The organism is Pandoraea norimbergensis (assembly GCF_001465545.3).
In the GTDB taxonomy this organism is placed as follows: domain Bacteria; phylum Pseudomonadota; class Gammaproteobacteria; order Burkholderiales; family Burkholderiaceae; genus Pandoraea; species Pandoraea norimbergensis.
Genome location: NZ_CP013480.3, coordinates 5,290,955 through 5,315,696 on the forward strand (window position 1 = coordinate 5,290,955; position 24,742 = coordinate 5,315,696).

Below are 24,742 nucleotides of genomic sequence, written 5' to 3' on the forward strand. Positions count from 1 at the left end.
AGGAGACGGCGCCCATGGCGACCCGCAAGCACGCATCCGCCACCCCGGTCACGGGAGCAGAACCGCGCCCCGACTGGGACGACCTTCGATACTTTCTGGAAGTGGCGCGCACGCAGCGCGTGAGCGCGGCCGCGTTACGGCTGGGCGTCGATCACACGACGGTCTCGCGCCGCGTGCGGGCGCTGGAGCAATCGCTGGGCACACTGCTCTTCGACAAGTCGCGCAATGCAGGCTTTGCGCTCACGCACGAGGGCCAGCAGTTGCTGGTGCATGCCGAGCAGATGGAAACCACCTTGCAGTCGGCCTGCGAGCAGGTGGCGGGTTTGGGGCAGACGCTCTCCGGCCACGTGCGCATCGGCTCGACGGAAGCCTTCGGCACGTACTTCGTCACGCCCGTGCTCTCGCACTTTCAGCGCGAGTACCCGGCGATTCAGCTAGACGTATTGCCGGTGCCGCGCTTCGTGAGCCTGTCGAAGCGCGAGGCCGATATCGCCATCACCATCGAGCGGCCACAGCGCGGGCCTTATGTGTGCAGCAAGCTATGCGACTACCGGTTGCAGTTGTACGCGACGCCCGGCTATCTCGCGCAATACGGCGGCGTCGAAACCTTTGCCGACCTGAGCGGCCGCCGTTTCGTCAGCTATGTCGACGAGTTGTCGTTCAGTAACGAATTGCGCTATCTGGAAGATGTCGTACCGGGCTGCGACGTGGTGATGCGCAGCACGAGTGTGATCGCGCAATATCAGGCGGCATTGCAGGGCGAAGCACTGGCGATCCTGCCGTGCTTCATGGCCGCACAAGACTCACGGCTCGTGCCGTTGCTGGTCGACGAAGTCGTCGTCACGCGCAGCTTCTGGATCTATTGCCATGAAGAGTTGCGCACGCTCAAGCGCATCACCACGCTGTGGGACTACCTGCGCGACGCAGCCCAGCGCAACGAGGCGTTATTGCAGGGCGAAGCCGGGAAACTCGTGCAGGCGTGAGATCACAGATCGCGAATCTTGCGCTGCTCGCTATCGATCACCGACGGCACCGCAGCGCGCATCGCCTCGACAAAGCGAAGCAAGCGCGCCGGGTAGTGCTTCGCGTAGGGATAAATGATGTACATCGGCAGCGCGGTTGAACGCCAGTCCGGGATGAGTTGAATCAGGCGTCCCTGCGCGACATCTTCGGCCATCACCCACGCCGAACTCACGCCGACGCCCAGCCCACGCAATGTGGCGCTGCGCAAGACATACAGGCTGTCGGTACTCATGCGCGGTTCGAATGTCACGCGCGCACTTTCCCGGGTGTCCTTGTGCGTGAGCGTGATGTCATTTCGATAAAACGTGGTGAGCGCCAGCCACGGCATCTGCGCCAGCTCATGCGGATGCGTGGGCAAGCGCCGGTCTTGCAGCAATTCAGGCGACGCCACCACAATGCGCGGCACATCGGTCAGCGTGATCGCCACGTTTGACGGGTCGCGCAACTCGCCCACGTGAATAGCGCAGTCGATGCCTTCTGCAATGAAATCGGGTTCTCGATCCTGCAAGAACCAGTGCACCTTGATGCCCGCATAGCGCTCGAGAAAACTCACCAGCGGGCCGACCAGCAACTCCTGCCCGAACGCGTGTGGCGCCAGCACGCGCAACGTGCCCTCGGGTTCCTCGCCGGTGCCGCGCAAATCGGCTTCGAACGCCTCCCAGCTTTCCACCAGCTCTTTCGCGCGGGTGAAGCAACGCTCGCCGTCTTCGGTAAGTTTCATCTGATGGGTGGAGCGTTGCAGCAGCCGCAGCCCCAGCGAGCGCTCCAGCATTTGCAGACGACGGCTGACCGTGGGCTGCGTGGTGCCCAGCAGCGCCGCTGCCGCCGACAGGCTGCCCGCTTCGACAATGCGCACGAAGGTCTGCATCAACTCGACGCGGTCGGCACCGCCGGCCTTGAGGGCTGGGACGCCCGGGGCAACGATTGGCGGTTTTTCCGTCGGGAGATTCGGCGAATCAGGCGATTCCGGGGCTTTGGTCATACGTCACACGTATAAAGGTTCTACGGATTATAGGTCTACCGTTGCACCGCACCAAAGGGGAAACTACGCCCCGTACTGTTTCCTCACTGGAGCAATCGCATGAGTTCCGCCCAGCTTTCCAATGCCAGTCCCTCAGACACCCGGCCTCAGCCGGAACTGTCGGCGCGACTGATTCTGCTACTTGCCGCCGGCGCCGGTCTGACGGTGGCCTCGCTGTACTACGCCCAGCCGATGCTGGGCATCATGACCGACGACATTCACGCCGCCAACACGACCGTTGGCTGGGTGCCCACGCTCACGCAACTCGGCTACGCGCTCGGCATCTTGCTGTTAGTACCGCTCGGCGACCGGTTCGACCGCCGCCGCATCGTCTTGATCAAGGGCGCTGCCCTATCGCTGGCACTGCTACTCGCCGCCGTGGCACCAGGCATCGGCACGCTGCTGTTTGCGAGCCTCGCCATCGGGCTGACGGCCACCATGGCGCAGGACATCGTGCCGGCCGCCGCCGCACTCGCCCCTGAGTCGATTCGCGGACGTGTGGTCGGCACGGTCATGACCGGCTTGCTGCTGGGCATTCTGCTCTCGCGGGTGATTTCGGGATTCGTCGCGCAGAACTTCGGCTGGCGGGCGATGTATGTCGTCGCCGCCATCAGCGTGGCGGGCTTTGGTGTGGTGGCTTGGCGCGGTCTGCCGTCATTCCATCCGACCACGCAGATGACCTATCGCCAACTGCTCGGCTCGGTCATCGGCCTGTGGCGCAAGCACCCTGCGTTGCGCCGTGCGGCGCTCGCGCAGGGGTTGCTCTCGGTCGCCTTCAGCGCCTTCTGGTCGACGCTGGCGGTCATGCTTCACGAAGCCCCCTTCCATCTGGGCGCCGCAGCCGCCGGGGCGTTTGGTCTGGCCGGTGCGGCAGGCGCACTGGGTGCGCCGCTCGCCGGACGCATTGCCGATCGCAAGGGGCCGCAGGTGGTCACGCGTCTCGGTGCGGCGCTGGTGGCCGTGTCGTTTGCGGCGATGCTTTTTGCCCCGTTGCTCAGTGCTCATGCGCAGTTGTGGCTGATCGGGCTGGCCGCCATCGGCTTCGATCTCGGAGTGCAGGTGGCGCTGGTCTCGCATCAGACCATCGTGTACGGGATCGAGCCGCCCGCTCGCAGCCGCTTGAATGCCGTGCTGTTCGTCGGCGTGTTCATCGGCATGTCGGTCGGGGCCGCACTCGGTGCGCAAGCGTTGTCGCTGTGGGGCTGGACGGGCGTGGCATCGCTCGCGACGCTCGCCGCACTCGGTGCGCTGGCCGTACGCATGTGGCCGGGCACGGTGATCGCCGATTAATGACGGATTGATCGCTGACGCGATCATCGACAAGACAAAGGCCGCGTCCCGTTCGGGAGGCGGCCTTTTCATTGGTGCTGCGAGTTAATCAGCCAGCGGCGAGCGCCGCACCGGCTTGTGCACGCCGGAACAGGTCGTCGACGTCGACATCCGTCATGTTCAGGCCGAAGCGTTCCCGCACCAATTGTTCGAGCTGTGCCGACGACGTAATCTCGGTCTCGCTGACCAACTCGCCGCGCATGCCGCGCTCCGTCAGCCGGGTGTTCAACACGGCAATCCGGCCCTGCGGCAGCGCACGGCACAGCATCAGATTCTTGCGAAACACCGACTCGGGCTCGGTCGACGTGAACCAGTTGCCCAGCTTGTAATCGACCCACTCCGCCGGCCGCGTCACAAAGCGATACACCGGCAGCCACTTGTCGCCCGATTGCACGCTCAGGTGATACTCGCCGTCGTCTGCCACGGCAAATTGATAGGTTTCGAGCGGTGTGGCCTGCGGTTCGGCCGAGTGCAGACGCAGCGGCGCAGTGAGCGTGACCGAGCCGAAACCGACGTCTGCGAGCCACGCTTCGCCATCCAGATCCACGCGCAGCAACATGTGCGTTTGCGAGGCCTCGGCATCGAACGTGCGCCCCCATACCACCCGGCCGATCAGCGGCGTGACGGCAAAGCCGAGGTGCTGGAGTGCCTTCGCAAAAATCAGGTTCTGCTCGAAGCAGTAACCGCCACGGCCGCCATCAATCAGCTTGGCCACTACCGCAGGCAGATCGACGCTGACCGGCCGCTCGCGCAGCGGGTCAAGATTTTCGAACGGAATGGTCAGTGGATGCAGCGCGTGCACACGACGAAAAACGTCGAGCGTGGCTTCATGCGGGCCGGTGTAGCCGATGCGCTGAAAATAGCGCGCCGGATCGAAAGCATCGGACATGTCTGGCGTTCCCATGACGAGAGATGCCAGTACGTTACCGCATCGCCCGCGCGCGCGGGCAAAGCCCGCGTTTCGAAAGGGCCATTCCTGCCGTGTATGAGCGATGTGGGCGACTCGGGCCATCGCGGCCTGTGACTTTCGGTAGGCTTCATAACGCATCGACTGCCGTATCCTGACGCCTTCGCGCTCACGCGCCTGCCATCGTCCCGGGATTCGATCGATGACAACCACCCCCCACACCCTATCCGTGACCTGCCAATGCGGTAGCGTCACGATGCGCTTGCGCGGCGAGCCTGCCGCCCGCGCCAACTGCCACTGCAATGCCTGCCGCGACTTTTACGGCGCACCGGTATTGGCGGCGACCGCGTGGTCGCCGGACCAACTGAGTATGGAGGGTGCCACGAAGGTCTTTGCCCATCCGACCCGCAGCCTCACGCGACGCTTCTGCCCGCAATGCGGCGAGACGTTGCATGGCACCAATCGGCTGGACATGTACGTTGTCCCCAACGCGCTGCTCGCGCGGGCACACGACGGCCAACTGCCCGCCGCCCTGCGCCCCACGATGCATCTGTTCTACCGCCACCGGCTATTCGACGTGCGCGACGACCTGCCGAAGTATCTCGACGGTTGGGACGGTCCCGTGCACGACGAATGACGATAGCGACGACGGGGTCGCGTGCCGACGCGATTAGCCGTTCGACTCGCAGAAGCGGATGCGGTTATTGAACGGATCCGTGACCGTCATCTGCTTGCCCCAGTCGAGCGCTTCGATGCCGGGATTCATGTTCGGGTAGCGTTTGGCCGACAGGTCTTGCTGATAGGCCGTGACGCCATGCATGAACACGAACGTCGTGGCCCCCGGGCTGGCATCGCCGAAGTGGCCCGATAGATGCAGCGTCATGCCTGCACGCGAGACCTGACAGTAGAGCGGCATGCCATCGGCAAAGCGGTGCTCCCAATCGAGCCGGAAGCCGAGAAAGTCGACGTAGAATTCGCGCGCTTTCGCTTCGTCGAAGATTCGGTGAATCGGGGCAACGGTGTTGAAGACGATGCCGTCGGCGCCAGAGGCCGAGGCGAGTTTCGCGGCGAGCACGTTCCAGTCCGCAAAGCCGAACTGGGCGGCGACGGATTCAAGTGCCTGCGCGTGGGAGATATCGATGCCCTCGCGCGAAAGACGCTCGCGCAGGGATTTAGCCATGATTTTGGCGTCGAGATAGGTTCGCATGTTTGCCATCCTTGATAGCGTTCTACGGCGACGGGGCTGATCAGTGCTCGCGTTGCTGATGCGTGTCGCCAATGGAACGGGACGGACATGCGACCTACGATACTTTCACCGTGCCCGGGTTGCGGGTGCGAGCGGCAGGCAGCATCGGCCTTGCCGGCGATTCTATCAGCAACCGCGGAGAAACCGGAAGCGCCCGTGCGATGCCGGAATGCGATGACACGCACGCAAATTCCATATTGGCCGACGGCGTGCCGCGCCGGTATAGTGGCGCTCGTTGAGACCGTGCCCCGCCGCCCTTGGCGGACCGGTCGTTGTAATGCGGAGCCTTATTCTCATGATCGACGCCGCGCGCGTAATGCAAGCGCTGGCCGAGCGCCACGTTGTTCCCGATAGCCGTCAGCGCGATGCCCTCGCGGCCCTCACTGCCCTTGGCACGCCCGCCAGCGCCGTCGACGGCGTGTATTGCTACGGCCTGCCCGGACGCGGCAAGAGTCTGGTGGTGGACACAGCATTCAGCGTGGCCGCTGGTGAAAAGCGCCGGGTGCACTTCCACGAATTTCTGCGCGACATGCATCGTCAACTGGTGCGCGAACCCAAGTGCGACGACCGGCTTGCCGCTGTCGCCCATCGCTGGCTCACCGGCGTGGCGTTGCTGTGCTTCGATGAATTCCACGTGCACGACATTGCCGACGCGTTTCTGATCGGCCGCTTCCTCGAAATCGCGCTCGCCCGTGGCGTGAAACTGGTGCTGACGTCGAACTACGCGCCACAGGACTTGCTGCCCGATCCGGAATATCACGCACGGTTCGAGGCGACCATCGCGGTCATCGTTCAGCGCTTTACCATCGTGCATTTCGACGGCGCAACGGATTACCGGATGGGTGGCGAGGCCGCGACGCTCTCGCGCTGGATTGCGCCGCTCGACGTGGCGAACGGCGTGCTGCCGCAGCATTTTGCGCAGCTCGAAGGCGCGCCGCCGGGCGCGGCGACGGAGGTTTCGCTGGCAGGCCGCGCGTTAGCGGCATGCAGTTCGGGAGAGCATGTCTTGTGGGCGAATTTCGACGACTTGTGCGTCGCGCATCGCTCGCATCTGGACTATCTGGCGCTGGCGGAGCACTGGCAATCGCTGATTGTCGACGCGCTGCACGTCGAGCGACTTCGGCGGCCCGATACCTTGCAGCGATTTCTCTGGCTGGTGGATATCTGCTACGACCGGCAACGCACGCTGATCATCGCCTCGGACGCGCCATTGATTCCCGCGCTCGATGCCATGCGCGACTGGCGCGATCTTTCGCGCACGATCAGTCGGCTGGCCGAGATGGGCTCGCTCGATTACGAGCGCCGTACACTCACTCGCCCTCGCTGAAGATTTGTTCGATCGGCAGACCGAAGACGCGTGCGATCGCAAACGCTAACGGCAAACTCGGGTCGTAGCGCTGGTTCTCGATCGCATTGACGGTCTGACGCGAGACACCCAGCGCCGTGCCCAAATCGCTCTGCGACCAGCCGCGCGCGAGGCGCAATTCCTTGACGTCGTTTTTCATCGTATGTTGTCGCGTACGCGCATCCGATCACCCAATCAGCGATACCGGGCGGCGCACAGTTGCCCCGCCACCATCCACAACGCACACATCAGCGGCCACACCACGAACAGCGAAAGCTTCGGGAACCCGATGCCTTCCAGAAACCCGTAAGCGAAGGTGATCAGGCCCGTCCCCGCAAACGCGATGGCAAACGCCTCAAGCTGAATGCGTTGCTGCAACTCGTCCATCCGCCGCAAATTCCGGACGATGGCCCAGCACACGCCTGCGCCCGGCAACACCGGCGTCAGCGCGATCAAGGCGCGCGCGTATTGCGGCAAGTCCGGCAGCGCCTGCAATACTTTGATCGACCCGATCAGCAGCACGGTGTAAGCCACCAACGCCCCGCCCAACTCCTTGACGTAAATTCGCATTGCTCAACCTCATGTAAAGGATGCTTTACACGATAGCGAAGTCGCGACGTCATGTAAAGTTTCTTTTACACCCCAATCCGTTGAATCATGCGCGCGAACTTGCGGCCGCTACACCGCATTCGCAATACGCTCCCGCAGCCATTGATGTGCGGGGTCCCGGTGCACGCGTTCGTGCCACAGCATGGATATCTCGAACCCCGGTACCTCGACCGGGGCGGCTACGATTTGCAGCGCGGGGTCGTCGCGCACCAGTCGCTCGGGCGCCATGGCCACGAGATCCGACGTCGCAATCGCGGCGCGCGCCACGAGAAAGTGCGGCACAGATAACACCACGCGACGCGCATGACCGAGCGCGGCCAGCACCTCGTCCGTCCCCGCCTGAAAGCCACCGCTCTGCGACACCATCACATGCTCCAGCGCGCAGAACTGCTTGAGTGTCGGGCGACGGCGCAACTTCGGATGATCGCGACGCCCCACCAGTACGTAGCGCTCGGTGAATAGCTTGCGACGGCGCAGCCCGTCCGGCGAGCCGTCCGTCGTGTGAAACGCCAGATCGATATCGCCCTGCTCCGCCTGCTTCGCCATCAGCGCGGGCGTCATCTCAATCAGCGCGAGACGCGTGTGCGGCGCCACGGCGCGCAAGCCGGGCAGCATCGGCAAGATCACCGTCGACTCGGTGTAGTCGGTCGCAGCAATACGCCATGTGTGATCGGCGCGCGCCGGATCGAACGGGTCGGCGGGCGCCACCGCCTTCGACAGCGCTGCCAGCGCGTCGCGCAGTGGTTCGCGCAGCGCTTCGGCTCGCACCGTCGGGCGCATGCCACGCGGGCCGGGCAACAACAACGGGTCGCCCAGTAGCTCGCGCAACTTCGCCAGATGCACGCTCACCGCCGGCTGCGAAAAGTGCAGCCGTTGCGCCGCGCGCGTCACGTTCTGCTCGTCCAGCAACACGTCGAGGGTGACGAGCAGATTCAGATCGATGCTTCGCAAATTAACCATGGTTATACCTGTCATATTGGCAATTCATTTCCAATATACCTGCTGCCCGCCTAAGCTGCCTTCATTCCCTCAACGCTTTGCTGAGGTTCCCAGTTTGAAATGGAGGTTGGCAATGAATGTCCTGATCGTCTATGCGCACCCGGAGCCGCGCTCCCTGAACGGCGCGCTGCGCGACTTTGCCGTGCAACGGCTCGAAGCGGCCGGACACCAGGTGCAGGTCTCGGATCTGTACGCCATGCAGTGGAAGGCGACCGTCGATGCGCAAGACTCGCTCGTGTACGAGGCCGACGCACCGTTCAACCCGTCGCTCGACTCGAAGCAAGCCTTTGAAAGCGGCCAGCAGAGTCCCGACATTGCGCGCGAACAGGCAAAGCTGCGCTGGGCCGACACGGTGATTCTGCAATTCCCACTGTGGTGGTTCTCGATGCCCGCGATCATGAAGGGCTGGATCGATCGCGTGTATGCCTACGGCTTCGCCTATGGCGTCGGCGAACACTCCGACGCGCGCTGGGGACTGCGTTACGGTGAAGGGTCGATGGCCGGCAAGCGCGCGATGCTCGTCGTGACGACCGGTGGCTGGGATTCGCATTACAGCCCGCGCGGCATCAATGGCCCGATTGACGATGTGCTGTTCCCGATTCAGCACGGCATGCTGTTCTACCCGGGTTTCGATGTGCTGCCGCCGCACGTGATGTACCGCACGGGCCGCACGGATGAGGCGCGTTTCGATCAGATGACCCGCCAATTGGGCGAACGTCTCGACACGCTGGCGACGACGCCGCCGATTGCGTTCCGCCGTCAGAACCATGGGCAGTACGAGATTCCGGCGCTCACGCTCAAGGACGATATCGCCCCCGGCAAGACGGGCTTCGCGGCCCACGTCGACTGATTTACGCGCCGCTGGCAGCGGTCCTGCCGACCGCTTGCCGAGGCGCGGGTTATCTGCAAGACTGGCAGCCGATTCCCCCTTTCGATGCGTCGTCATGCAACTTTCCACGCTTGCGATTTATGCCACCGCCGCGCTCATCGGCGGCCTGATTCCCGGTCCGACCACGTTGCTGGCACTGGCCAACGGCATCTCCGGTAACTGGCGGGTTGTGCTGGTCGGGATGTGCGGCGCAGCACTCTCCGACATCGTCATCGTCGCAGCGGTCGGTGCCGGGCTGGGCGCATTGCTGTCGGCATCGGCCACGCTCTTTGCGACGGTGAAATGGGTCGGCGTGCTCTATCTCGTGTGGCTGGCCGTACAGTTGTGGCGCAGCCATCCGAAGGATCTGAGTCAGGTGCGCATCAAGGCGGACATGAGTGCGCGCCGGGTGTTTCTGCGCAGCTTCGGCGTGACGCTCACCAACCCGAAGATTTTGTTGTTCCTGTCGGCTTTCCTGCCGCAGTTCGTCAACACGTCGATGCCGCAGGTGCCGCAGTACGCCGTGCTTGCGGTGGTGTTTGCGCTGGTCGATATCGTCGTGATGACGTTGTACGCGACCGGTGGCGTGCAGGCGGCGCGTCTGATGACGGCACGCGGCCTGAAACGCCTGAACCGCGTGTGTGCCGTCGTGATGTTTTCCCTCGCAGGCGGGCTGGCGTTGTACCGAAAATCCGGGAATTGAATTCCCCGATACCGGCGAACCCCGCCCGGACGAAGGCTCGCCCTGCCCATCGTCCATTTGAAGGATTCCCAACGATTTTCGTTTCCCTTATTTTCTGACGCGCGCCGGTGGCATCGGGTCACCCGTCACGGCGCGTCGTAGATAGCACGTTCTGAAAGACAAGTCCCGCAGTCTTCGGCCAACACCGGCACGCTGCGGGGTAAAAATAATGACGATGCTGTAACGGCGCCAAGCGCCGCAGGGGAAACGATATGAACCGGTATTCGGCCATCACCGCCGTCAGTGCGGTGGCCATCGCCTTTGTGCCTTCTCTGGGCTGGGCGGCAGATCCATCCTGTACTTCCGAAGCTGCCCTCCTGAACAAGAGTCTCACCGTGCAACAACTTCAGCCGTTGTTTGCCCCCCAAAAGACCCTGGTAGCCACGACCAAGGTCAGCGAGCTCGATATCCAGCCTGAACAGCTGAACGAGCTTGAAACCAGTCTCACGACCTACCAAGTCATCAACGGGGTGACGCTGGAGGCCGTCGTTGGAAAAGCCAAGGCCGACGGCACAGAATTCCTGACGCTCTACACGTTCAAGCAGTACCGGACCGACGATGCCAAGAAGAAAAACGGCATTTCGATCGAGATGAAGATTCATTACTTCTCCAAATCCGGCTCGCTCTCGCTCTCCAACCTTTTCGGCTTCCTCTCGACATCGGCGAACGCGAGCAAGTTCGACGGCAGCATCAGCTTGTCGGTCCATGGCATTGCCAATGCAAAAATGGCAGCGTTGTTGCCGATGCCGTCCCAACTCGATGAGAGCGCCGCCGCCATGTACTTCTCATACATGGGCACGCTCAAAAGCCTGATCACCGATAAGGACACGAAGATCATCCCGGTCGAACTCTCGCCATGCACCTGATCGCCAGCCACGAAAGGAAAATCATGACGCTTCGCCGCCTTATCGTCATTGCGTTGCTCGCATCGCCGTTGACGGCTTACGCGGGCACCGCCCAGCAGTCCGACTTCGATTTTCCGGCGCCCGCCGCCAGCGCCACGCCGAAGAAGCTCTGGGCGACGCATTACTACGTCAACACGGTTGCGAGCGTGCCCACGGGTATCCCGTTGCGTGATGCCGCCGGCAATGCGCTGTCGGACAACATCTCGCCACGCGACTGGTGTCTGAGCGCCATTGAAGGGACCGTTCAGGTCGCGCAAGGCAACACGCGCCGCACGCTGAACTACGCGGGCACGGGCACCCAGCAGGTCGACTGTGCCGCGACGCTCAAGATCGATGCCCGCAAAAAGCCGTGGATCAAGAGCACGGGAAAGAGCTACTTCGAAGTCGCCAAGGGGCCTTTTGGTGACGGCGTGAACGGGTATCAGTTGGTGCCGTTGCGCACCATCGCGGTGGACAGCAGCGTCATTCCGTACGGCACTGTGGTCTATATCGCTGCGGCACGCGGAGCGATGGTCGAGGTCGATGGCGAGAAGATCCGGCACGACGGCTACTTCTTCGCAGGGGACGCCGGTGGCGGTGTGAAGGGCAATCATGTCGACGTGTTCTGCGGCGCGACGTCGGCAAATTGTCTGCCCGGCGTGGTCGCCAGCGACGACAAGCACACGTTCGACGCGGTCGTGATCACCGACGCCGATATCACTCGCCGACTGCGCGCGGCGCACGGACGGACGTCTCCCTGAGATGCCTTGCGCGACCGGGGTAGCCCCGCAATTTCCGGGCTATCCCGGCGTAGCGAAGTACAGGAAGTACACGGTGGTGATGGCGTTTCGCATCATATGCACCGCCATGGTCACCAGAAACGGGCGGCCGCCTCGTTGGTCTTCGATGACGAAGGTGCCGGCCAGCACGAGTCCGACGACAAAGGTCATCAGCACATAGACGGCGCTGTAGGTGTGGGCCAGTGCGAAGAGCGCTGCGGAGATGGCAATCGTGATGCCCGTCGGGCATTTGAACCGGTTGAGCAACCGGATGCACGCCCACTGGAAGACGGCCGTCTCGAGCAGTGGCGCGATCAGGCAGCCCAACAAAATCATCGCCCCCGCGCCACGGCTGCCGAGCCCCGGCCCGGCGAGCGAAAGCTCAGGCATCGCCAGCGTGACGAGAATGACCGGCACCGCTGCCATGTAGGTCAGCAGGAGCGCAACGAACATCAGCGGGACCGACGGCAGCCGGGTGACCCAAGTGACGCACGTCATGCAGCCGGACCAATAGCGCTGGATCATGCTTCGGAAGTGGTTTCCAGTGAGCGAGGCAGCCGAGATGTTATCCCAACTCGGTAGCCCGACTACCCCTCACCGCCACCCACTGCCCCGATGTCAGGCCTTGATCGCGCCCAGCGTGGCGATATCCGCCGCGTTACCAAGCGTCTCCACGTGCCAGCAGGTGTCGATCAGGCGATGCGCCTGCGCGTCCGGCAGGATGCCGTTCACCAGATCGAGAAATTTGGCTTCGAGTTGCTTGTCGGTCATCGGCACTTCCAGACTGCCGATGGCGTGCTCGATGAATTTATGCAGCTTGCGGCCGTCTTTCAACGTGATCGTCATGTCGACCTGTTCCGGCTTGATCGACGGCACGATGGTCGCCGTCACGCGGTCGCGCAGCGCAATCACTGCTGGGTCCTGCACCGCGCGGTCGCTGTACTGACGCTCGCCCGCCGCGCCCTCGATGATCGCCACGGCCACCGAGTGATACACGCTGAATTTGCCTTCCAGCCCGATGCGCGGCGTCTTCTTGCCGGTCAGCTCGATCACCAGCGGGTTGACCTTCAACTCGATGCCTGCAATCTGGTCTGCCGTCAGCTTGTATTCATTGCGCAACTGAATCGCCGCATCGATGGCCGGATGGATCACGATGCCGCACGCAAACGGCTTATACGTGTTGAGCGCCGCTTCGTAGCGCTGGCCCAACCCTTCAGTGATCTCGCGGTAGTCCTGCTTGGTGCTGATGGCGTTGGCCCAGCCGCGCTTGGCTTCGATCATGCCGTCCGAGCTGGTGAAGTCCTTCGCCGCCAGCAATGCTGCGAACAGCCCGTTGCTGGCCGCACGCCCGGGATTGAAACTCTTGTTCATCGACCCGAACGACTCGCGCAGCCCGACCGGCTGCGACGCCGCCAGCCCCAGCGCCCAGACCATCTGCTGCTCGCTCAACCCCAGCACCTTGCCCGCCGCCGCTGCCGCACCGAATACCCCGGCAGTGCCGGTAATATGCCAGCCCACGTCGTAGTGATTCGGGTAGACGGCGTTGCCAATGCGGCATTCAGTTTCGACGCCAAGCACCAGCGCATTGAGAAAGTCGCGGCCCGTGATCGGGTGGTATTCCGCCAAGGCGAGCAACGCCGACGTGACCGGACCCGCCGGGTGAATGATGGTCTTGAGATGGGTGTCGTCGTAGTCGAAGATGTGGCTCGCCACCCCGTTCAGGAACGCAGCGTTCATGATGTCGAAGCGTTCCGTACGGCCCAGCAGATGCGCTTGCGGCGGCCCGGAGAACGGCGTGAGCGCGGCGACAGCCCGATCGACCGTCTCGTGACGCGAGCCGCCGACAGCCACGCCGATCCAGTTCAACAACGTGCGCGTGCCTTCCTTGCGCACGTTCGCGGGCAGGTCTTCGTAGCGCGCGGTGACGATGTAGCGCGCCAGCGTGCGCGTCACGCCCTGCCCCGCTGCGCCCGTGTCGGCGCCAGCACCCGACGCTGCCGCCGGTGCCGGGGCGGCCATGCTGCGCTGGACCAGCCCTTGGGCTGCCGCAATCGAAACCACGGCGCCAGCCTTGAGGGCGGCGCGACGATTGATCGTGTTCATGTGTCTATCCTCCATGCATTTCTTGTTGTTGCACCCTTCGATGGGGCGACCTTCGATCATGCGCGAGTTGGCGACGCATTAGAATCGCAAAAATCACAACCATTAGTGCATACGACGCATGAATCTGGAAATGAGCGACCTGCGCGCCTTCGTGGCGATCGCCGAGCGGGGCAGCTTCCGGGCCGCCGCCGAGGAAATTCATCTGTCGCAATCGGCCCTGTCGAGACGGATTGCCAAGATGGAGAGCACGCTGGGTGTTCGCCTGCTTGAGCGGACCACACGCCGCGTCGACCTGACAGTCTTCGGGCGAGACTTCGCCCGTAAGGCGCGTGACCTGCTGAACGAGTTCGAGGAGAGCCTGCGAGGTCTAACCGACGGCGCCACACGCATGGGAGGCGAAGTGACGCTGGCCTGCGTGCCATCGGCCGTGCGGCACTTTCTGCCGGAAGTGCTTCGCCGGTATCACGAGACGTACCCGCGCGTGCTGATCCGCGTGAACGACTCGGGGGCCAGCGACGTGTTGTCGAGCGTGGCCCGCGCCGAGGCGGACTTCGGTCTGAACTATCTGGGTGCGCAGGAAGACAACATCGAATTCGCGCCGATCCTCAAAGAACCGTTCGTGCTGGCCTGCCGGGCCGATCATCCGTTGGCGGCGCGCAAGCGTGTGAAATGGTCCGAACTGAAAGACCACGACTATCTGTCGGTGGCGAAGGCCAGCGGCAATCGGTTCGTGCTCGATCTGGCACTCGCCGAAACGCCCGACCTGCCGCGCTCGTTTTGCGAGGTGCGCCATGTCATGAGCGTCGTGAGTCTGGTGGAAGCGGGCCTCGGCATCGCCGCCGTGCCACGGCTTGCGATGCCGCCGGGTGCGCACCCAGTGCTGAGAAGCGTGCCGTTGGTGGAGCCGGCGGTCACCCGCACGATGGGGCTGATTCGCCGCCGGGGTCTGGTGCTCTCAAGCGCCGCGCAGCATCTTTACGACACTATTCTGGCGTTCGCCGAAGGCAAGGACTGAGGCGCTCGCCACGGTCGAGCGTGGCGAAAAACCTCACCCCCGGCCCGCCCCATCGCGACGCGGACGGCGCAACGTGAATCGTTCGAAAGGTGCGATCTGACCATCCAGCCCGACCACATCGAAGTAGGTCACGCGGATCTCCGTCATATCGCCGGGATGGCGTCCCGGGTCGACGTCGAACGACGCGAAACCGTACGCGCGTGCGGCGTTGCGAACCGCTGACCACGGAGCATCTTCCTTGACATAGATCGGCGGACGCTTGCCGGTCTTCTCGTCGCGCTCGCCCACACCGGTGATGACGCGGCAGCACGGCGGGTTGAACAGCAACTGATTGGACGGTGCCGACGTACCACCGCCGCCGATCACCATGTGAACGGTGCCTTGCGTGGTGTCGATGACTTCAGTGCCGGTAGCGACCGGAATCGGCGTCAGTGTGCCGTTGGCCTGCTGGCCGCGGATCGGATGCGAGCGCTCGTAGTGATGTTCATGGCCGCACACGACCAGATCGACACCGTACTTGTCGAACAGCGGCAGCCATTCCTCGCGGATACCCAAATCGGCGCCGTTGAATTTGTCGGCGGTGGAAATGGCCACCTGATGCATGCACACGATTAGCCAGTCGATCGACCGGTCGGCACGGGCGGCCGTCAGTTCTTTTTCCAGCCATGCCTTTTGCGCGCCATTCGAATAGCCGCGCACGTAAGAGTCGCCGGCGTCCTGATAGCACACGTCGTCGTTGGCAATGGCGATCACGCGCACGGCACCCGCCGTGAACGCATACCAGAGACCGCGAGTCACATCGGACTGTCCCTCGGCGGGCGGCACCGAGAAATACGTCTGGTAGGCCTGATAACCGATCGGCCCGTTGCCGAGTTCGTTCTCGTGATTGCCCGGTGACGGCATCCACGGGCGATTGCGGGCACTGCGCGTGTTGTTGTTCCAGAAGTCCCACCATGTGCGCACGCGATCCTGTGCGAGATTGGCGTAGCAAAGATCGCCATTGAACAGGTGGAACAGCGGGCGCAAACGCTCGACGCCCAGCACCGTATCGCCAGCCACCGGCGAGCCGAGGTTGTCGTTCACATAGGTGGGCGGCAACGTGACACCGGCGGGCGGCGTGAAGAGTTTGCCAAGGGTCGGCGTGCCCTGATCGCCGAAGCTGGTGAAGCGCAGCGGCTGGCGTCCGCGCGGTGCCGTGCGGAACGTGCCGAATTGCGGTTCTGCGCCGTCGTGCAACGCGGCATAGAGATAGGCGGAATCGGAAGCCAGACCGCCGATCTTGGCGTGATAGGCATACACGGTCTGCTTCGACTTGCCGTCGACATAGTGAACTTCGTCGGCAGCGACCGTTTTCTCCAGACGGCCGTCGGGGCGGCCGAGCAGTACGCGGGGACGCTTGACCGGCTGGAGCGTGTGCCACGACACCACGATCTCGCGCGACGCATCGGCGCCGAACTGGAGATGCAGGCCCGCGACCGGCGGCGTGACTACCGGATCGGGCGAGGCGCCTGCGGGCGACGGGTCCGCCTTGGCTGCCGACTTGCCCGCAGCTTCCGCACCGAGCGGTGCGACCAGCCCCACGGCACCGATGCCTGCTGCGGCGAGCAAGCGACGGCGCGCGAGATCGGGCATGACGTCTGGGTTCACCCCGGGAGTTGCGTCACCGTAGACGGGTTGGTTGTCGTGATCAGTCATCTCGGAGGCCCGGCAGCTTGGTAGGGCCCCCCACTCTAGGTGGCTTGTGTGACAACGCGTCGGTGGACAGTGGGTTCCGGAAAGCAACGTCGTGACGCCCATCCCTAGACGCCGCGATTCACTGCTTTCACTGCCATTACGCCTGAAGGACAAAACCCGCTTGATAACGCTGCGGCGTCACGCCCAACACACGACGGAACATGCTGGCGAAGGTAGCCGTATCCGCGTAGCCAAGCGCCGAGGCCACGTCACCGGGCGCGGTGCCCGTCGAGAGCTGGCACATCGCCTCGCACACCCGCATATGCTCACGCCACTTGGCGAAAGCGACACCCGTCTCGCGCTGAAACAACCGCGACACCGTGCGCGAACTGGCGCCGAGCCGGTCAGCCCAGAGTTCGAGCGTGTCGTTGTTGGCAGGCTCGGCGAGCAGCGCTTCGCAAATCTTGCGCAGACGGGGATGTACCGGCAATGGCAGCCGCCACTGCGCATCCATCTCGCCCGGCCTCGCGTCACCCAATAACCGGCCGATCAGATTGGCCAGCAACCCCGGCACGCTGTCCGGCGCATAGTGCTCGGGGGCTTCGGTCATCGCGACGATGGCTTCGCGCAGTAAGCCGGTCACGGGAATCAGCAGCCCCTCCAGATCCTCCTGGGGCACCTCGAAACTGGTGAGATAGATCGTGCGGAAGGCCACGCTGCCGACCATTTCCAGCTCGTGTTCGACGCGCGGCATGACCAGCAGGCCGATCGACGGCGTGACCACCCACGACGCGCCGGGCGTGCGCACGCGAATCATGCCCGCCGTCGCGTAGATCAGTTGCGCCCGCGAATGCGTGTGCGCGGGCTCCCGCATGCCATGGGGGTAGTCAATCGCATTGGCGATCACCGGGGGTAACGGACGCCGACCGGTGGCGGTGACTGGCGTACGTTTGGTGTCCATCTCGCTTGATAACATCTGCAAATCCGTCCCGTCAGGACAAAATCTGTCGCATTCGCGGCGATTGTTGTCGCCGCACGTTGCCCCAACGGCGATATGATCGGCTCCCGTCAGGCACTCCTTGACCGCCAGCGCCGGCCCGAACCGTCGCGGCGCACAACTCAACTCCCCCGCCAAACCCTCCGTACCCCGGCCGACAAAGACGCCGCGGACGACGCTTCACGTAAAAAGTTAATGATACGCATTTTTATTAACATGACAAACACACACGATAACGTCGCGCGGCAGCCGTCGCGCAATCTGAAGTCAGCCAAGCACCGGACGGGCGTTCCGGGATCGCTGCGGCGCCGGGGAAGCGGGTTGATCTGGGTGCCGCTGGCCTTCGCCGCCGTCTCCGGCGCGGCGCACGCGCAAGACAGCGGGGTGCCGTCCGCCGTCGCCCTGCCGACACAGGAAGTGCGGGCCGACCGGGAGGAGTCGCCAACGGGGCGCACTGACGGTGTGGTTGCCAAGCGCAGTGTCTCGGCGACCAAGACCGACACGCCGCTCGTGCGCGTGCCGCAATCGGTGTCGGTCGTCACCCGTGACCAGATGGATGCACAGGGCGCGACGACCATCGATCAGGCGTTGCGCTACACGCCGGGCGTGTCGTCGCAGGACGCCACCGACTTCCGCTTCGACCAATTGCGGGGCCGGGGCTTTTCGTACGACACCTACCTCGATGGACTGATTCTTCAGCCGAACGCGTTTTATGCGAATCCGCGCATCGATCCGTATTTCCTTGAACGTATCGAAGTGTTGCGCGGCCCGGCGTCGGTGCTTTACGGCGCGGGCAGTCCGGCGGGCATCGTCAATCTGATTACGAAGATGCCAAGCGACGAGCCGGTGCATGAGCTGATGTTGCAGTTCGGCAGTCATAGCCGCTTCGAGGCGGGCTTCGACATGGGCGGCAAGGTGACGGACGACGGTACGATCCTGTATCGCGTAACAGGTCTGGCGCGTGACGCGAATTCGCAGGTCAACGGCATCAAAGACCAACGTCTGGCGATCGCGCCGAGCGTGACCATCCGGGCGTCGCGCGACACTTCGCTGACGCTGTTTGCCAGCTACCAGCGCGACCCGGCCGGCGGGCTGTTCAACTCGCTGCCGGTCAGCGGCGTCGTGAGCGGCAACCCGAACGGCAAGATCGACCCAAACACGTACGTCGGCAATCCGGATGTCGATTACTTCCGGCGCACGCAATACTCGTTCGGGGCCAAGTTCGAACATGCGTTCAACGACACCCTCAAATTCCGCTCGAATCTGCGCTACCTGCACGATGACATCGACTATCACCAGTCGTTCTTCCTGAACTACCTGCCGGGCTCGACCTCGACGGTATCGATGAACGCGTTTCTCGACCGCGAGCACCTGAGCCAGTTCGCGTGGGATAACCAGATCGAAGGCAAGCTGTCGACCGGGCCGCTTCAGCACACAGTGCTCGTCGGGCTCGACTACCAGCGCCTGCTTAGCGGTACCAGCAGCGGCACGGGGCCCATTGGTACGCTCAACGTGTTCGCGCCCAACTACAGCACGCTGGGTCGTATCACCACGACGAACAAGCGCGTGGATACGGCGACCGACCAGTTCGGCATGTACATGCAGGATCAGATTCAGTACGGCGGATGGACCGCGCTGCTCGGCCTGCGTCAGGACTGGACGTCGATGAACGTGCAGACGCAGACCACCACGAGTGCGAGCATTCAGAACCAGAGTCCACATGCGTTCACGTGGCGTGGCGGGCTGTCATATCTCTTCGATTCCGGCATTGCCCCGTACTTCAGCTATGCCAAGTCGTTCCAGCCCACGGCAGGCGTCGACTACTTCAATCAGGCACTCAAGCCCACGACGGGCGAGCAATACGAAATCGGCGTGAAGTACCAACCGAAGTCGTATAACGCGCTGTACACGGTGTCGTTCTACAACCTGACGCAGCAGAACGTGACCACGGCCGATCCGGCGCACAACGGGTCGGTGATCCAGACGGGCGAGGTGCGCTCGCGCGGTATCGAACTCGAAGCGCGCCTGCAATTGACCGACTCGCTGAGCGCGATCGGGTCGTACACGTATCTGAATCAGACCGTCATGAAGACGAACACGGCGTCGCAGTTGGGTAAGCGTCCGACGATGATGCCGCGTTATCTGAGCTCGCTCTGGCTCGACTACACACTGCATGGCGGTGTGCTGCGCGGGCTGGGCTTCGGTGCCGGGGTGCGCGTGATCGGACCGTCGGCGGGCGACGTGCAGAACACGTTCGACGTGCCGGCCGTGGCGCTGTTCGATGCCGCCATCCATTACGACACCGGCAACTGGTCGTTCGCGGTCAACGGCAGCAATCTGTTCAATCGCAAGTACGCCGCTTATTGCTCAGGCGGGGCGTGCTATTACGGCTCGACGGCATCGGTGATCGGGACGGCTAAATATCGGTGGTAATACCGTTGGATTGACGTAATGAAGCGGGCGCGCCGTGTTTCTGGCGCGCCCGCTTTTGTTTGCGTGCCCCCTCACAGAATTGAGAGTGTCTTCCGTTAACAGATTAAATATCCGTGGATGGATGCCGTTATCTCTGCGGTGGACTCGCCGGGGATGGCCTGTCGTTCATGTGAGATTTGTGAGATAGCGGAAAAATGAATTTGAGCATTCGATATGGCGTCGCCACTGCACTCCTCTGCGCTCTGCTGACGGGTTGTGAAGACTCGGACGTCGGCACGGTGAAAGCTGCCAATTACCCGGGCGACCAAACCCACACCTACGGTTCGGCGTTGTCGGATCGCGCGGCCTGCAAGAGCACCAGTTGGAAAACGTTCAAGGACGCGAGTAATCGATCGGCCGTGGAGTACCGCTGTGAGCTCAACGACGCCGTCGCGGCGCTGAACAAGGTTCGTGACGCCCAGATCGACGACATCAACGGCTACCTCAAAGCCAGCAACGACAACCTGAGCAAAGCCATCGAGGGCACCGCCGGCGACGTGGATCGCTACGCGAAACTGCTGGAAGAAAAGAAGGTCGTCGTTCAGCAAATCGACGAAAAGAGTCAGGCGCAATTGGCCGGCATGGACGGACCGTCGGCACTGAAAGCCAAACAGGTGCTGGACACGTCCCGCGCTTACGCCGTATCGGAAGTCGAGCGTTATCAGGCGGAGCTGGACAAGGCCAAGGCCGGTGGCAATGCGGATTCGCTGAAAGCCTCGATGCAAAGCTATCAGGACCGGGCGGCCACCGATATCGCCAACCTCCACGCAAAGTACGACGGGGTGAAATCCGTGACGGAAGTCATTCAGTGGGCCGTGAACGACAAGGTCGTCGTGCCCACGTACTTCGGCTTTGAAATCGACTCGGCGAACGGCAAGCAAACCGTCGATAAGTCATCGCAGTTCACAGGATTTCTCCGACAGATTGTCGCAAACCGTGGTCAGGATTACGTGACGCTTGTCGCACCGACCGTGCTGGCCGGTGTTGCCAATACGACTGCGAAGTGACAGATAAATAGCAGGCAAATCGCGGGCAGTCATCGATCAGCCCCCAAGACCATAAGTCATGAACAACAGACCGACCGAATACTGCTTCCCGAACCTGCTGGAAGCTTTCTTTGTTGTGATCGCGATCTTCTTTGTCGAGATGGTGACGGATGCGATCGTGGTGCAACTGAGCTATATCGTCGGCATTCGCCCGATGGCGGCTTACAGCATTGGCCGTGTGCTGGCTTACGGGCTGGCATTTTGGGCAATGCTTCACTACACCAAGCTCAGCTATCGGGATCTGTTTCATCAGGGGCGCGCTTCGATGCGCGCCACGCTGGGGCTTTTCACGGTGCCCATTCTGCTATTGACGCCGGGATTGCTGCTGCTCATCACGGTGATCGGCACCGGCGTGGAGAAGATGTTCCCGATAGGAGGATGGCTGCAAGCCTCCAATGACTTTTACCGGCAGACCGGGCTCGGCTCCTTCGTACTCGTGTGTCTGGTCGCGCCATTTGTCGAAGAAATGCTGTATCGCGGCATCATCCTGCGCAGCTTTCTGCGGCAGTATCCGGCGGGCACGGCCATCGCGCACTCAGCCGCAGTCTTCGGTCTGGCTCACCTGAACGTCTATCAGTTCGTCGTCGCCCTCATCTTCGGACTGGTGGCCGGAAAGCTGTACGAACGGACTCGCTCACTGCTCCCCGGCATCCTGCTGCACGTGTTCTACAACACCGCCGTGGTTGTGAGCACCATGAACCTGCCGACAGACGAGAAGAATCTGACCGTCTTCGACATGCCGGCCCTGTGGTGGCTGCTGGCGATCGCAAGCGGCGGTGCCGGCGCACTGATGTTGGTCAAACTGCTCGGCGGCGCCGCGGTAGTGCGTGCGGGGGCGAAGTAACGGCCGACTGTGATTTGTCTCAGTTTCGCCAATGTCCCCTGCCAGGTATCGTTGCATCAACTCGCCAACACAGCGAGATCGATGAAACCCAACACTGGAGGTGTGAAATGCCCTGGATGGCTATCTTGGACGGAATGGTTGCAGTGGGTTCGTGGGCAAGCCGGCTCGCTCCGGTCGCAAAGTTCATGTCGGACACCGCAAGCCTCTTCATGTAAGCACCTGCGGCGGATGTTGCACCCGCCGCAAGATTTCTCTTACCGGCTCTCCCGTCTTACGCTGCGCCGGCGCGTGCCAGTTCGCGGAAGTTCATCCAGTGCGAACTGACCAGCCAGCCAGCGTCGACGGGCAAGCTGACACCGGTGATGGCGCTCGACTGGTCGCACATCAGGAAGCTCACCGCCGCAGCGATTTCATCCGTACCGACCAGACGTCCCAACGCCGAATGCGCCTCGATGGCTGACGCGCTGCGCTTGCCGGTCGCAAGCTTGTCTTCAAAGATCGGTGTGAGCGTGAAGCCCGGCGCCACCGAGTTCACGCGAATGCCCGACGCGCCAAGTTCTCCCGCTGCGAGTTGCGTGAGCGCCCCCAGCGCCACCTTGGTGGGCGAATACGCGTGCAGCGGTAGCGGACGCAACTCGTTGATCGACGTGATGTTGACCACGGCGCCTGCTCCGGCCTGCGTCATCAGCGGTGCTAACGCGCGCAGGCAATGCTGCGCGCCGAAGTAGTTCACTTCCCAGACGCGGCGCTGCATGGCGTCGTCCATCTCGAGCAGGGGAATGGCGTCCTGCAACAAACCCGCCACATTCACGAGTCCGGCCACGCCGCCACGCTCACGCAGCGATGCGGCGAGCGCGTCGACCGCGGCATGGTCGGTTACGTCAATGGCGGCCAGCGTCATTCTCGGTGTATCGGCACGCTCGCCGAAAACGTCGCGCAGTCGCGCCAGATCGAGGTCGGTGGCCACCACGTGCCAACCGTCGTCATAGAGACGGTTGGCGACGGCCAGACCGATGCCGCCGCTCGCCCCCGTCACGACGACGGCGTGTCCGCTATCGCGCAACGCGTCCAACGAGATGCGCTTCGCGCGGCCAGAAGATGTGTTCATACAGGGCGTCTCCGTCAGGTTGTGTCGTTGCTTTAATTTCTAAACTATTCGTTTAGTTTATTCACAACCCGGTTCGACGCGTCAAGCTTTTTTTGCCGCCGCTTTGGCCGTCGCGCCCTTCGACGGCACCGCTTTTGCACCGCGCACGGCCTTCGCAGCCAAGGTCGGCACCGTGCCATTCGGACCGATCAGGCCCTGCATGACGAGGTTCACGTGCTCACGCACGAACGCACGCGTCAGCGGCTTGTGGCCGACGAGCAAACGGTAGTACAGCGGCGCGTAGAGAATATCGAGCACGACATCGGGGTCGCCCGGCTTGATGAGACCGCGCGCCACGGCGTCGCGCACAATCTCCACGCCCTGCTGGCGGCGGGCCGAGACGTAGCCATCGCGAAACGCCTGCGCGATCTCCGGGTCCGACTGCCCTTCTGCGATCAGCGCACTGATCATCGTGCCCATCGGTCCACAAAACTCTTCGGCCATCTTGAGCAGTCGCGCAAAGATGCTGTCGAGCTTCAACTCTTCCGGATACGGGAGCGCCTGCCCCGCTTCGCGCAGGAACGCCGTCATGATTACCGACGCGCGGTTGGGCCACCACTTGTAGATCGTCGCCTTGCTCACACCGGCAGCCGTCGCGATGGCCTCCATCGTCGTGGCGGCCAGCCCCTGCTCCAGCAACAACCGATAAGCCGCGTCGAGCACAGCGCGCTCCGCTTCGACACTACGTTTGCGACCGCGCCGGCCTGACGTGGAAGATTCGGGATTCAACTGACTTGACATTCGCTCGGTCCAGACAAATACTAAACTGAACGTTTAGTTTATAAATATCGTCGCCGCTTTGCTAGCGGTACGTCGGTTCGGAGAACGGAATGCAGAAGTCTGACACAGTTTTTTCTTCATTTGACCTGCCTGCCGGCGAAGTGCTCGCCGACACCGGCACGACGCCGGCCGAGCAGCGCGTGCGCGAGGATCTCGCGGCGGCGTATCGACTGTGTGCGCTCAATGGCTGGGACGATCTCATCTACACCCATCTGTCGGCGCGCGTGCCCGGCCCGCAGCATCACTTTCTGGTGAATCCGCTGGGCTTGTCGTTCGACGAGATCACGGCGTCGAACCTCGTGAAGATCGACCTTGAGGGCCGCGTTATCGGCCACTCGCTCTACCGCCCCAATGCGGCTGGCTTCGTCATCCACGGATGCATTCATGCGGCACGCGAGGATGCCGCCTGCGTGATGCATCTGCACACGGAAGCCGGCATGGCGCTCTCTGCACTGGAAGACGGTCTGCTGCCGATCACTCAGCACGCGATGCGCTTTGTCGGCCGTCTCGGCTATCACGACTATGAGGGCATCGCGCTGACCACCGACGAGCGCGAACGGCTGCTGGTCGATCTGGGCGAGCACACGGCGCTCATTTTGCGCAATCACGGCACGCTCACCGTCGGGCGTTCGGTCGGACATGCGTTTGTGGAAATGTTCTATCTGGAGAAAGCGGCTCGCGCGCAACTGCTCGCGCAAGCCACGGGCGCTGCACTGCGAATTCCGCCACATGACATTGCCGCATTGACCGCCGAGCAATGGGTGACAGATCTGCGCGGCTCGGGCGATCGCGAATGGCCGCCGCTGTTGCGCAAGCTGGAACGCCACGGGCATGACTACAAGCGGTAAGGCTGGCGCGAGGGCCACGCCGGTAGTGAGTCAGTGAGTCAGTAAATCGTAACGAAGTCGTGCA

25 protein-coding genes are annotated in these 24,742 nt (G+C 62.9%); 13 read left to right on the plus strand and 12 right to left on the minus strand.

The window, feature by feature from the left end; translation table 11 throughout:
• Positions 1 to 14 precede the first annotated feature (14 nt).
• Complete coding sequence (locus tag AT302_RS23145) at positions 15 to 983, plus strand: LysR family transcriptional regulator (RefSeq protein WP_058376012.1); 969 nt, start codon at positions 15 to 17, stop codon at positions 981 to 983.
• Between the two features lie 2 nt (positions 984 to 985).
• Here the strand turns inward: AT302_RS23145 and AT302_RS23150 are convergent, their stop codons facing one another.
• On the minus strand, positions 986 to 2,005 hold the full coding sequence (locus AT302_RS23150; RefSeq protein ID WP_407668806.1) for a LysR family transcriptional regulator: 1,020 nt from the start codon (positions 2,003 to 2,005) through the stop codon (positions 986 to 988).
• 99 nt (positions 2,006 to 2,104) lie between these two features.
• Here AT302_RS23150 and AT302_RS23155 point away from each other — a divergent pair, with 99 nt between their 5' ends.
• Entirely contained in the window at positions 2,105 to 3,334 is a 1,230-nt protein-coding gene (locus tag AT302_RS23155) for an MFS transporter (RefSeq protein WP_058376013.1), read from the plus strand.
• Positions 3,335 to 3,422: 88 nt separating this feature from the next.
• Here the strand turns inward: AT302_RS23155 and AT302_RS23160 are convergent, their stop codons facing one another.
• Positions 3,423 to 4,262: an arylamine N-acetyltransferase family protein gene (locus tag AT302_RS23160; RefSeq protein ID WP_058376014.1), complete on the minus strand. Its 840-nt coding sequence runs from the start codon at positions 4,260 to 4,262 to the stop codon at positions 3,423 to 3,425.
• 220 nt (positions 4,263 to 4,482) lie between these two features.
• Here AT302_RS23160 and AT302_RS23165 point away from each other — a divergent pair, with 220 nt between their 5' ends.
• Positions 4,483 to 4,917, plus strand: coding sequence for a GFA family protein (locus AT302_RS23165; RefSeq protein WP_084656415.1), 435 nt, complete (start codon positions 4,483 to 4,485; stop codon positions 4,915 to 4,917).
• 33 nt (positions 4,918 to 4,950) lie between these two features.
• Here the strand turns inward: AT302_RS23165 and AT302_RS23170 are convergent, their stop codons facing one another.
• Entirely contained in the window at positions 4,951 to 5,487 is a 537-nt protein-coding gene (locus AT302_RS23170; RefSeq protein ID WP_058379896.1) for a glyoxalase superfamily protein, read from the minus strand.
• A 334-nt stretch (positions 5,488 to 5,821) separates the two neighbouring features.
• Between AT302_RS23170 and zapE the strand changes: the two genes are divergently transcribed.
• Positions 5,822 to 6,853: a cell division protein ZapE gene (gene zapE / locus AT302_RS23175; RefSeq protein WP_058376016.1), complete on the plus strand. Its 1,032-nt coding sequence runs from the start codon at positions 5,822 to 5,824 to the stop codon at positions 6,851 to 6,853.
• Here the strand turns inward: zapE and AT302_RS23180 are convergent.
• From AT302_RS23180 to AT302_RS23190, 3 genes are all read right to left on the minus strand, one after another.
• Positions 6,837 to 7,031 (minus strand): helix-turn-helix transcriptional regulator, encoded by a 195-nt coding sequence (locus AT302_RS23180; protein WP_058376017.1) that lies wholly within the window; start codon positions 7,029 to 7,031, stop codon positions 6,837 to 6,839. The genes zapE and AT302_RS23180 overlap by 17 nt on opposite strands.
• A gap of 35 nt (positions 7,032 to 7,066) precedes the next feature.
• Positions 7,067 to 7,441: a hypothetical protein gene (locus AT302_RS23185; protein WP_058376018.1), complete on the minus strand. Its 375-nt coding sequence runs from the start codon at positions 7,439 to 7,441 to the stop codon at positions 7,067 to 7,069.
• Between the two features lie 108 nt (positions 7,442 to 7,549).
• Positions 7,550 to 8,440 (minus strand): LysR family transcriptional regulator, encoded by an 891-nt coding sequence (locus AT302_RS23190; protein ID WP_150791735.1) that lies wholly within the window; start codon positions 8,438 to 8,440, stop codon positions 7,550 to 7,552.
• A 112-nt stretch (positions 8,441 to 8,552) separates the two neighbouring features.
• Here AT302_RS23190 and AT302_RS23195 point away from each other — a divergent pair, with 112 nt between their 5' ends.
• The 4 genes from AT302_RS23195 to AT302_RS23210 all read left to right on the plus strand — a co-directional run bounded on the left by AT302_RS23195 (position 8,553) and on the right by AT302_RS23210 (position 11,734).
• Positions 8,553 to 9,329, plus strand: coding sequence for an NAD(P)H-dependent oxidoreductase (locus tag AT302_RS23195; protein WP_058376020.1), 777 nt, complete (start codon positions 8,553 to 8,555; stop codon positions 9,327 to 9,329).
• A gap of 94 nt (positions 9,330 to 9,423) precedes the next feature.
• Complete coding sequence (locus tag AT302_RS23200; RefSeq protein WP_058376021.1) at positions 9,424 to 10,050, plus strand: LysE family translocator; 627 nt, start codon at positions 9,424 to 9,426, stop codon at positions 10,048 to 10,050.
• 251 nt (positions 10,051 to 10,301) lie between these two features.
• Entirely contained in the window at positions 10,302 to 10,955 is a 654-nt protein-coding gene (locus tag AT302_RS23205; protein ID WP_058376022.1) for a hypothetical protein, read from the plus strand.
• Between the two features lie 23 nt (positions 10,956 to 10,978).
• Positions 10,979 to 11,734 (plus strand): 3D domain-containing protein, encoded by a 756-nt coding sequence (locus AT302_RS23210; protein ID WP_058376023.1) that lies wholly within the window; start codon positions 10,979 to 10,981, stop codon positions 11,732 to 11,734.
• Positions 11,735 to 11,773: 39 nt separating this feature from the next.
• Here the strand turns inward: AT302_RS23210 and AT302_RS23215 are convergent, their stop codons facing one another.
• The gene (locus tag AT302_RS23215) at positions 11,774 to 12,277 is read right to left on the minus strand and encodes a CPBP family intramembrane glutamic endopeptidase (protein ID WP_058376024.1); all 504 of its coding nucleotides are present in this window, start codon (positions 12,275 to 12,277) and stop codon (positions 11,774 to 11,776) included.
• Positions 12,278 to 12,370: 93 nt separating this feature from the next.
• Positions 12,371 to 13,855 carry an MmgE/PrpD family protein gene (locus AT302_RS23220; protein WP_058376025.1) on the minus strand — a complete coding sequence of 495 codons (1,485 nt, stop codon included), beginning with the start codon at positions 13,853 to 13,855 and terminating at the stop codon, positions 12,371 to 12,373.
• 118 nt (positions 13,856 to 13,973) lie between these two features.
• Here AT302_RS23220 and AT302_RS23225 point away from each other — a divergent pair, with 118 nt between their 5' ends.
• Positions 13,974 to 14,870, plus strand: a complete 897-nt coding sequence (locus AT302_RS23225; protein ID WP_058376026.1) for a LysR family transcriptional regulator — start codon at positions 13,974 to 13,976, stop codon at positions 14,868 to 14,870.
• A 33-nt stretch (positions 14,871 to 14,903) separates the two neighbouring features.
• Here the strand turns inward: AT302_RS23225 and AT302_RS23230 are convergent, their stop codons facing one another.
• Positions 14,904 to 16,565 carry a metallophosphoesterase gene (locus AT302_RS23230; protein ID WP_218918975.1) on the minus strand — a complete coding sequence of 554 codons (1,662 nt, stop codon included), beginning with the start codon at positions 16,563 to 16,565 and terminating at the stop codon, positions 14,904 to 14,906.
• A gap of 136 nt (positions 16,566 to 16,701) precedes the next feature.
• Positions 16,702 to 17,505 (minus strand): AraC family transcriptional regulator, encoded by an 804-nt coding sequence (locus AT302_RS23235; protein ID WP_058376028.1) that lies wholly within the window; start codon positions 17,503 to 17,505, stop codon positions 16,702 to 16,704.
• Positions 17,506 to 17,757: 252 nt separating this feature from the next.
• On the opposite strand from AT302_RS23235, the gene AT302_RS23240 reads away from it, so the two are divergent.
• From AT302_RS23240 to AT302_RS23250, 3 genes are all read left to right on the plus strand, one after another.
• On the plus strand, positions 17,758 to 19,974 hold the full coding sequence (locus tag AT302_RS23240; protein ID WP_084656418.1) for a TonB-dependent siderophore receptor: 2,217 nt from the start codon (positions 17,758 to 17,760) through the stop codon (positions 19,972 to 19,974).
• 200 nt (positions 19,975 to 20,174) lie between these two features.
• Positions 20,175 to 21,020 carry a hypothetical protein gene (locus AT302_RS23245; protein ID WP_157125860.1) on the plus strand — a complete coding sequence of 282 codons (846 nt, stop codon included), beginning with the start codon at positions 20,175 to 20,177 and terminating at the stop codon, positions 21,018 to 21,020.
• 58 nt (positions 21,021 to 21,078) lie between these two features.
• Positions 21,079 to 21,903: a CPBP family intramembrane glutamic endopeptidase gene (locus AT302_RS23250; RefSeq protein WP_058376030.1), complete on the plus strand. Its 825-nt coding sequence runs from the start codon at positions 21,079 to 21,081 to the stop codon at positions 21,901 to 21,903.
• Positions 21,904 to 22,174: 271 nt separating this feature from the next.
• Here the strand turns inward: AT302_RS23250 and AT302_RS23255 are convergent, their stop codons facing one another.
• The gene (locus tag AT302_RS23255) at positions 22,175 to 23,011 is read right to left on the minus strand and encodes an SDR family NAD(P)-dependent oxidoreductase (protein ID WP_058376031.1); all 837 of its coding nucleotides are present in this window, start codon (positions 23,009 to 23,011) and stop codon (positions 22,175 to 22,177) included.
• Positions 23,012 to 23,092: 81 nt separating this feature from the next.
• Positions 23,093 to 23,791 carry a TetR/AcrR family transcriptional regulator gene (locus AT302_RS23260; RefSeq protein ID WP_084656419.1) on the minus strand — a complete coding sequence of 233 codons (699 nt, stop codon included), beginning with the start codon at positions 23,789 to 23,791 and terminating at the stop codon, positions 23,093 to 23,095.
• An 89-nt stretch (positions 23,792 to 23,880) separates the two neighbouring features.
• Between AT302_RS23260 and AT302_RS23265 the strand changes: the two genes are divergently transcribed.
• Positions 23,881 to 24,678 (plus strand): class II aldolase/adducin family protein, encoded by a 798-nt coding sequence (locus AT302_RS23265; protein WP_084656420.1) that lies wholly within the window; start codon positions 23,881 to 23,883, stop codon positions 24,676 to 24,678.
• Positions 24,679 to 24,742: the final 64 nt, after the last annotated feature.

Bases quoted from the DNA above. Each gene is read 5' to 3' on its own strand.
- AT302_RS23145 (WP_058376012.1), top strand. From the start codon at position 15: ATGGCGACCCGCAAGCACGCATCCGCCACCCCGGTCACGGGAGCAGAA.
- AT302_RS23150 (WP_407668806.1), bottom strand. From the start codon at position 2,005: ATGACCAAAGCCCCGGAATCGCCTGATTCGCCGAATCTCCCGACGGAA.
- AT302_RS23155 (WP_058376013.1), top strand. From the start codon at position 2,105: ATGAGTTCCGCCCAGCTTTCCAATGCCAGTCCCTCAGACACCCGGCCT.
- AT302_RS23160 (WP_058376014.1), bottom strand. From the start codon at position 4,262: ATGTCCGATGCTTTCGATCCGGCGCGCTATTTTCAGCGCATCGGCTAC.
- AT302_RS23165 (WP_084656415.1), top strand. From the start codon at position 4,483: ATGACAACCACCCCCCACACCCTATCCGTGACCTGCCAATGCGGTAGC.
- AT302_RS23170 (WP_058379896.1), bottom strand. From the start codon at position 5,487: ATGCGAACCTATCTCGACGCCAAAATCATGGCTAAATCCCTGCGCGAG.
- zapE (WP_058376016.1), top strand. From the start codon at position 5,822: ATGATCGACGCCGCGCGCGTAATGCAAGCGCTGGCCGAGCGCCACGTT.
- AT302_RS23180 (WP_058376017.1), bottom strand. From the start codon at position 7,031: ATGAAAAACGACGTCAAGGAATTGCGCCTCGCGCGCGGCTGGTCGCAG.
- AT302_RS23185 (WP_058376018.1), bottom strand. From the start codon at position 7,441: ATGCGAATTTACGTCAAGGAGTTGGGCGGGGCGTTGGTGGCTTACACC.
- AT302_RS23190 (WP_150791735.1), bottom strand. From the start codon at position 8,440: ATGGTTAATTTGCGAAGCATCGATCTGAATCTGCTCGTCACCCTCGAC.
- AT302_RS23195 (WP_058376020.1), top strand. From the start codon at position 8,553: ATGAATGTCCTGATCGTCTATGCGCACCCGGAGCCGCGCTCCCTGAAC.
- AT302_RS23200 (WP_058376021.1), top strand. From the start codon at position 9,424: ATGCAACTTTCCACGCTTGCGATTTATGCCACCGCCGCGCTCATCGGC.
- AT302_RS23205 (WP_058376022.1), top strand. From the start codon at position 10,302: ATGAACCGGTATTCGGCCATCACCGCCGTCAGTGCGGTGGCCATCGCC.
- AT302_RS23210 (WP_058376023.1), top strand. From the start codon at position 10,979: ATGACGCTTCGCCGCCTTATCGTCATTGCGTTGCTCGCATCGCCGTTG.
- AT302_RS23215 (WP_058376024.1), bottom strand. From the start codon at position 12,277: ATGATCCAGCGCTATTGGTCCGGCTGCATGACGTGCGTCACTTGGGTC.
- AT302_RS23220 (WP_058376025.1), bottom strand. From the start codon at position 13,855: ATGAACACGATCAATCGTCGCGCCGCCCTCAAGGCTGGCGCCGTGGTT.
- AT302_RS23225 (WP_058376026.1), top strand. From the start codon at position 13,974: ATGAATCTGGAAATGAGCGACCTGCGCGCCTTCGTGGCGATCGCCGAG.
- AT302_RS23230 (WP_218918975.1), bottom strand. From the start codon at position 16,565: ATGACTGATCACGACAACCAACCCGTCTACGGTGACGCAACTCCCGGG.
- AT302_RS23235 (WP_058376028.1), bottom strand. From the start codon at position 17,505: ATGGACACCAAACGTACGCCAGTCACCGCCACCGGTCGGCGTCCGTTA.
- AT302_RS23240 (WP_084656418.1), top strand. From the start codon at position 17,758: ATGACAAACACACACGATAACGTCGCGCGGCAGCCGTCGCGCAATCTG.
- AT302_RS23250 (WP_058376030.1), top strand. From the start codon at position 21,079: ATGAACAACAGACCGACCGAATACTGCTTCCCGAACCTGCTGGAAGCT.
- AT302_RS23255 (WP_058376031.1), bottom strand. From the start codon at position 23,011: ATGAACACATCTTCTGGCCGCGCGAAGCGCATCTCGTTGGACGCGTTG.
- AT302_RS23260 (WP_084656419.1), bottom strand. From the start codon at position 23,791: ATGTCAAGTCAGTTGAATCCCGAATCTTCCACGTCAGGCCGGCGCGGT.
- AT302_RS23265 (WP_084656420.1), top strand. From the start codon at position 23,881: ATGCAGAAGTCTGACACAGTTTTTTCTTCATTTGACCTGCCTGCCGGC.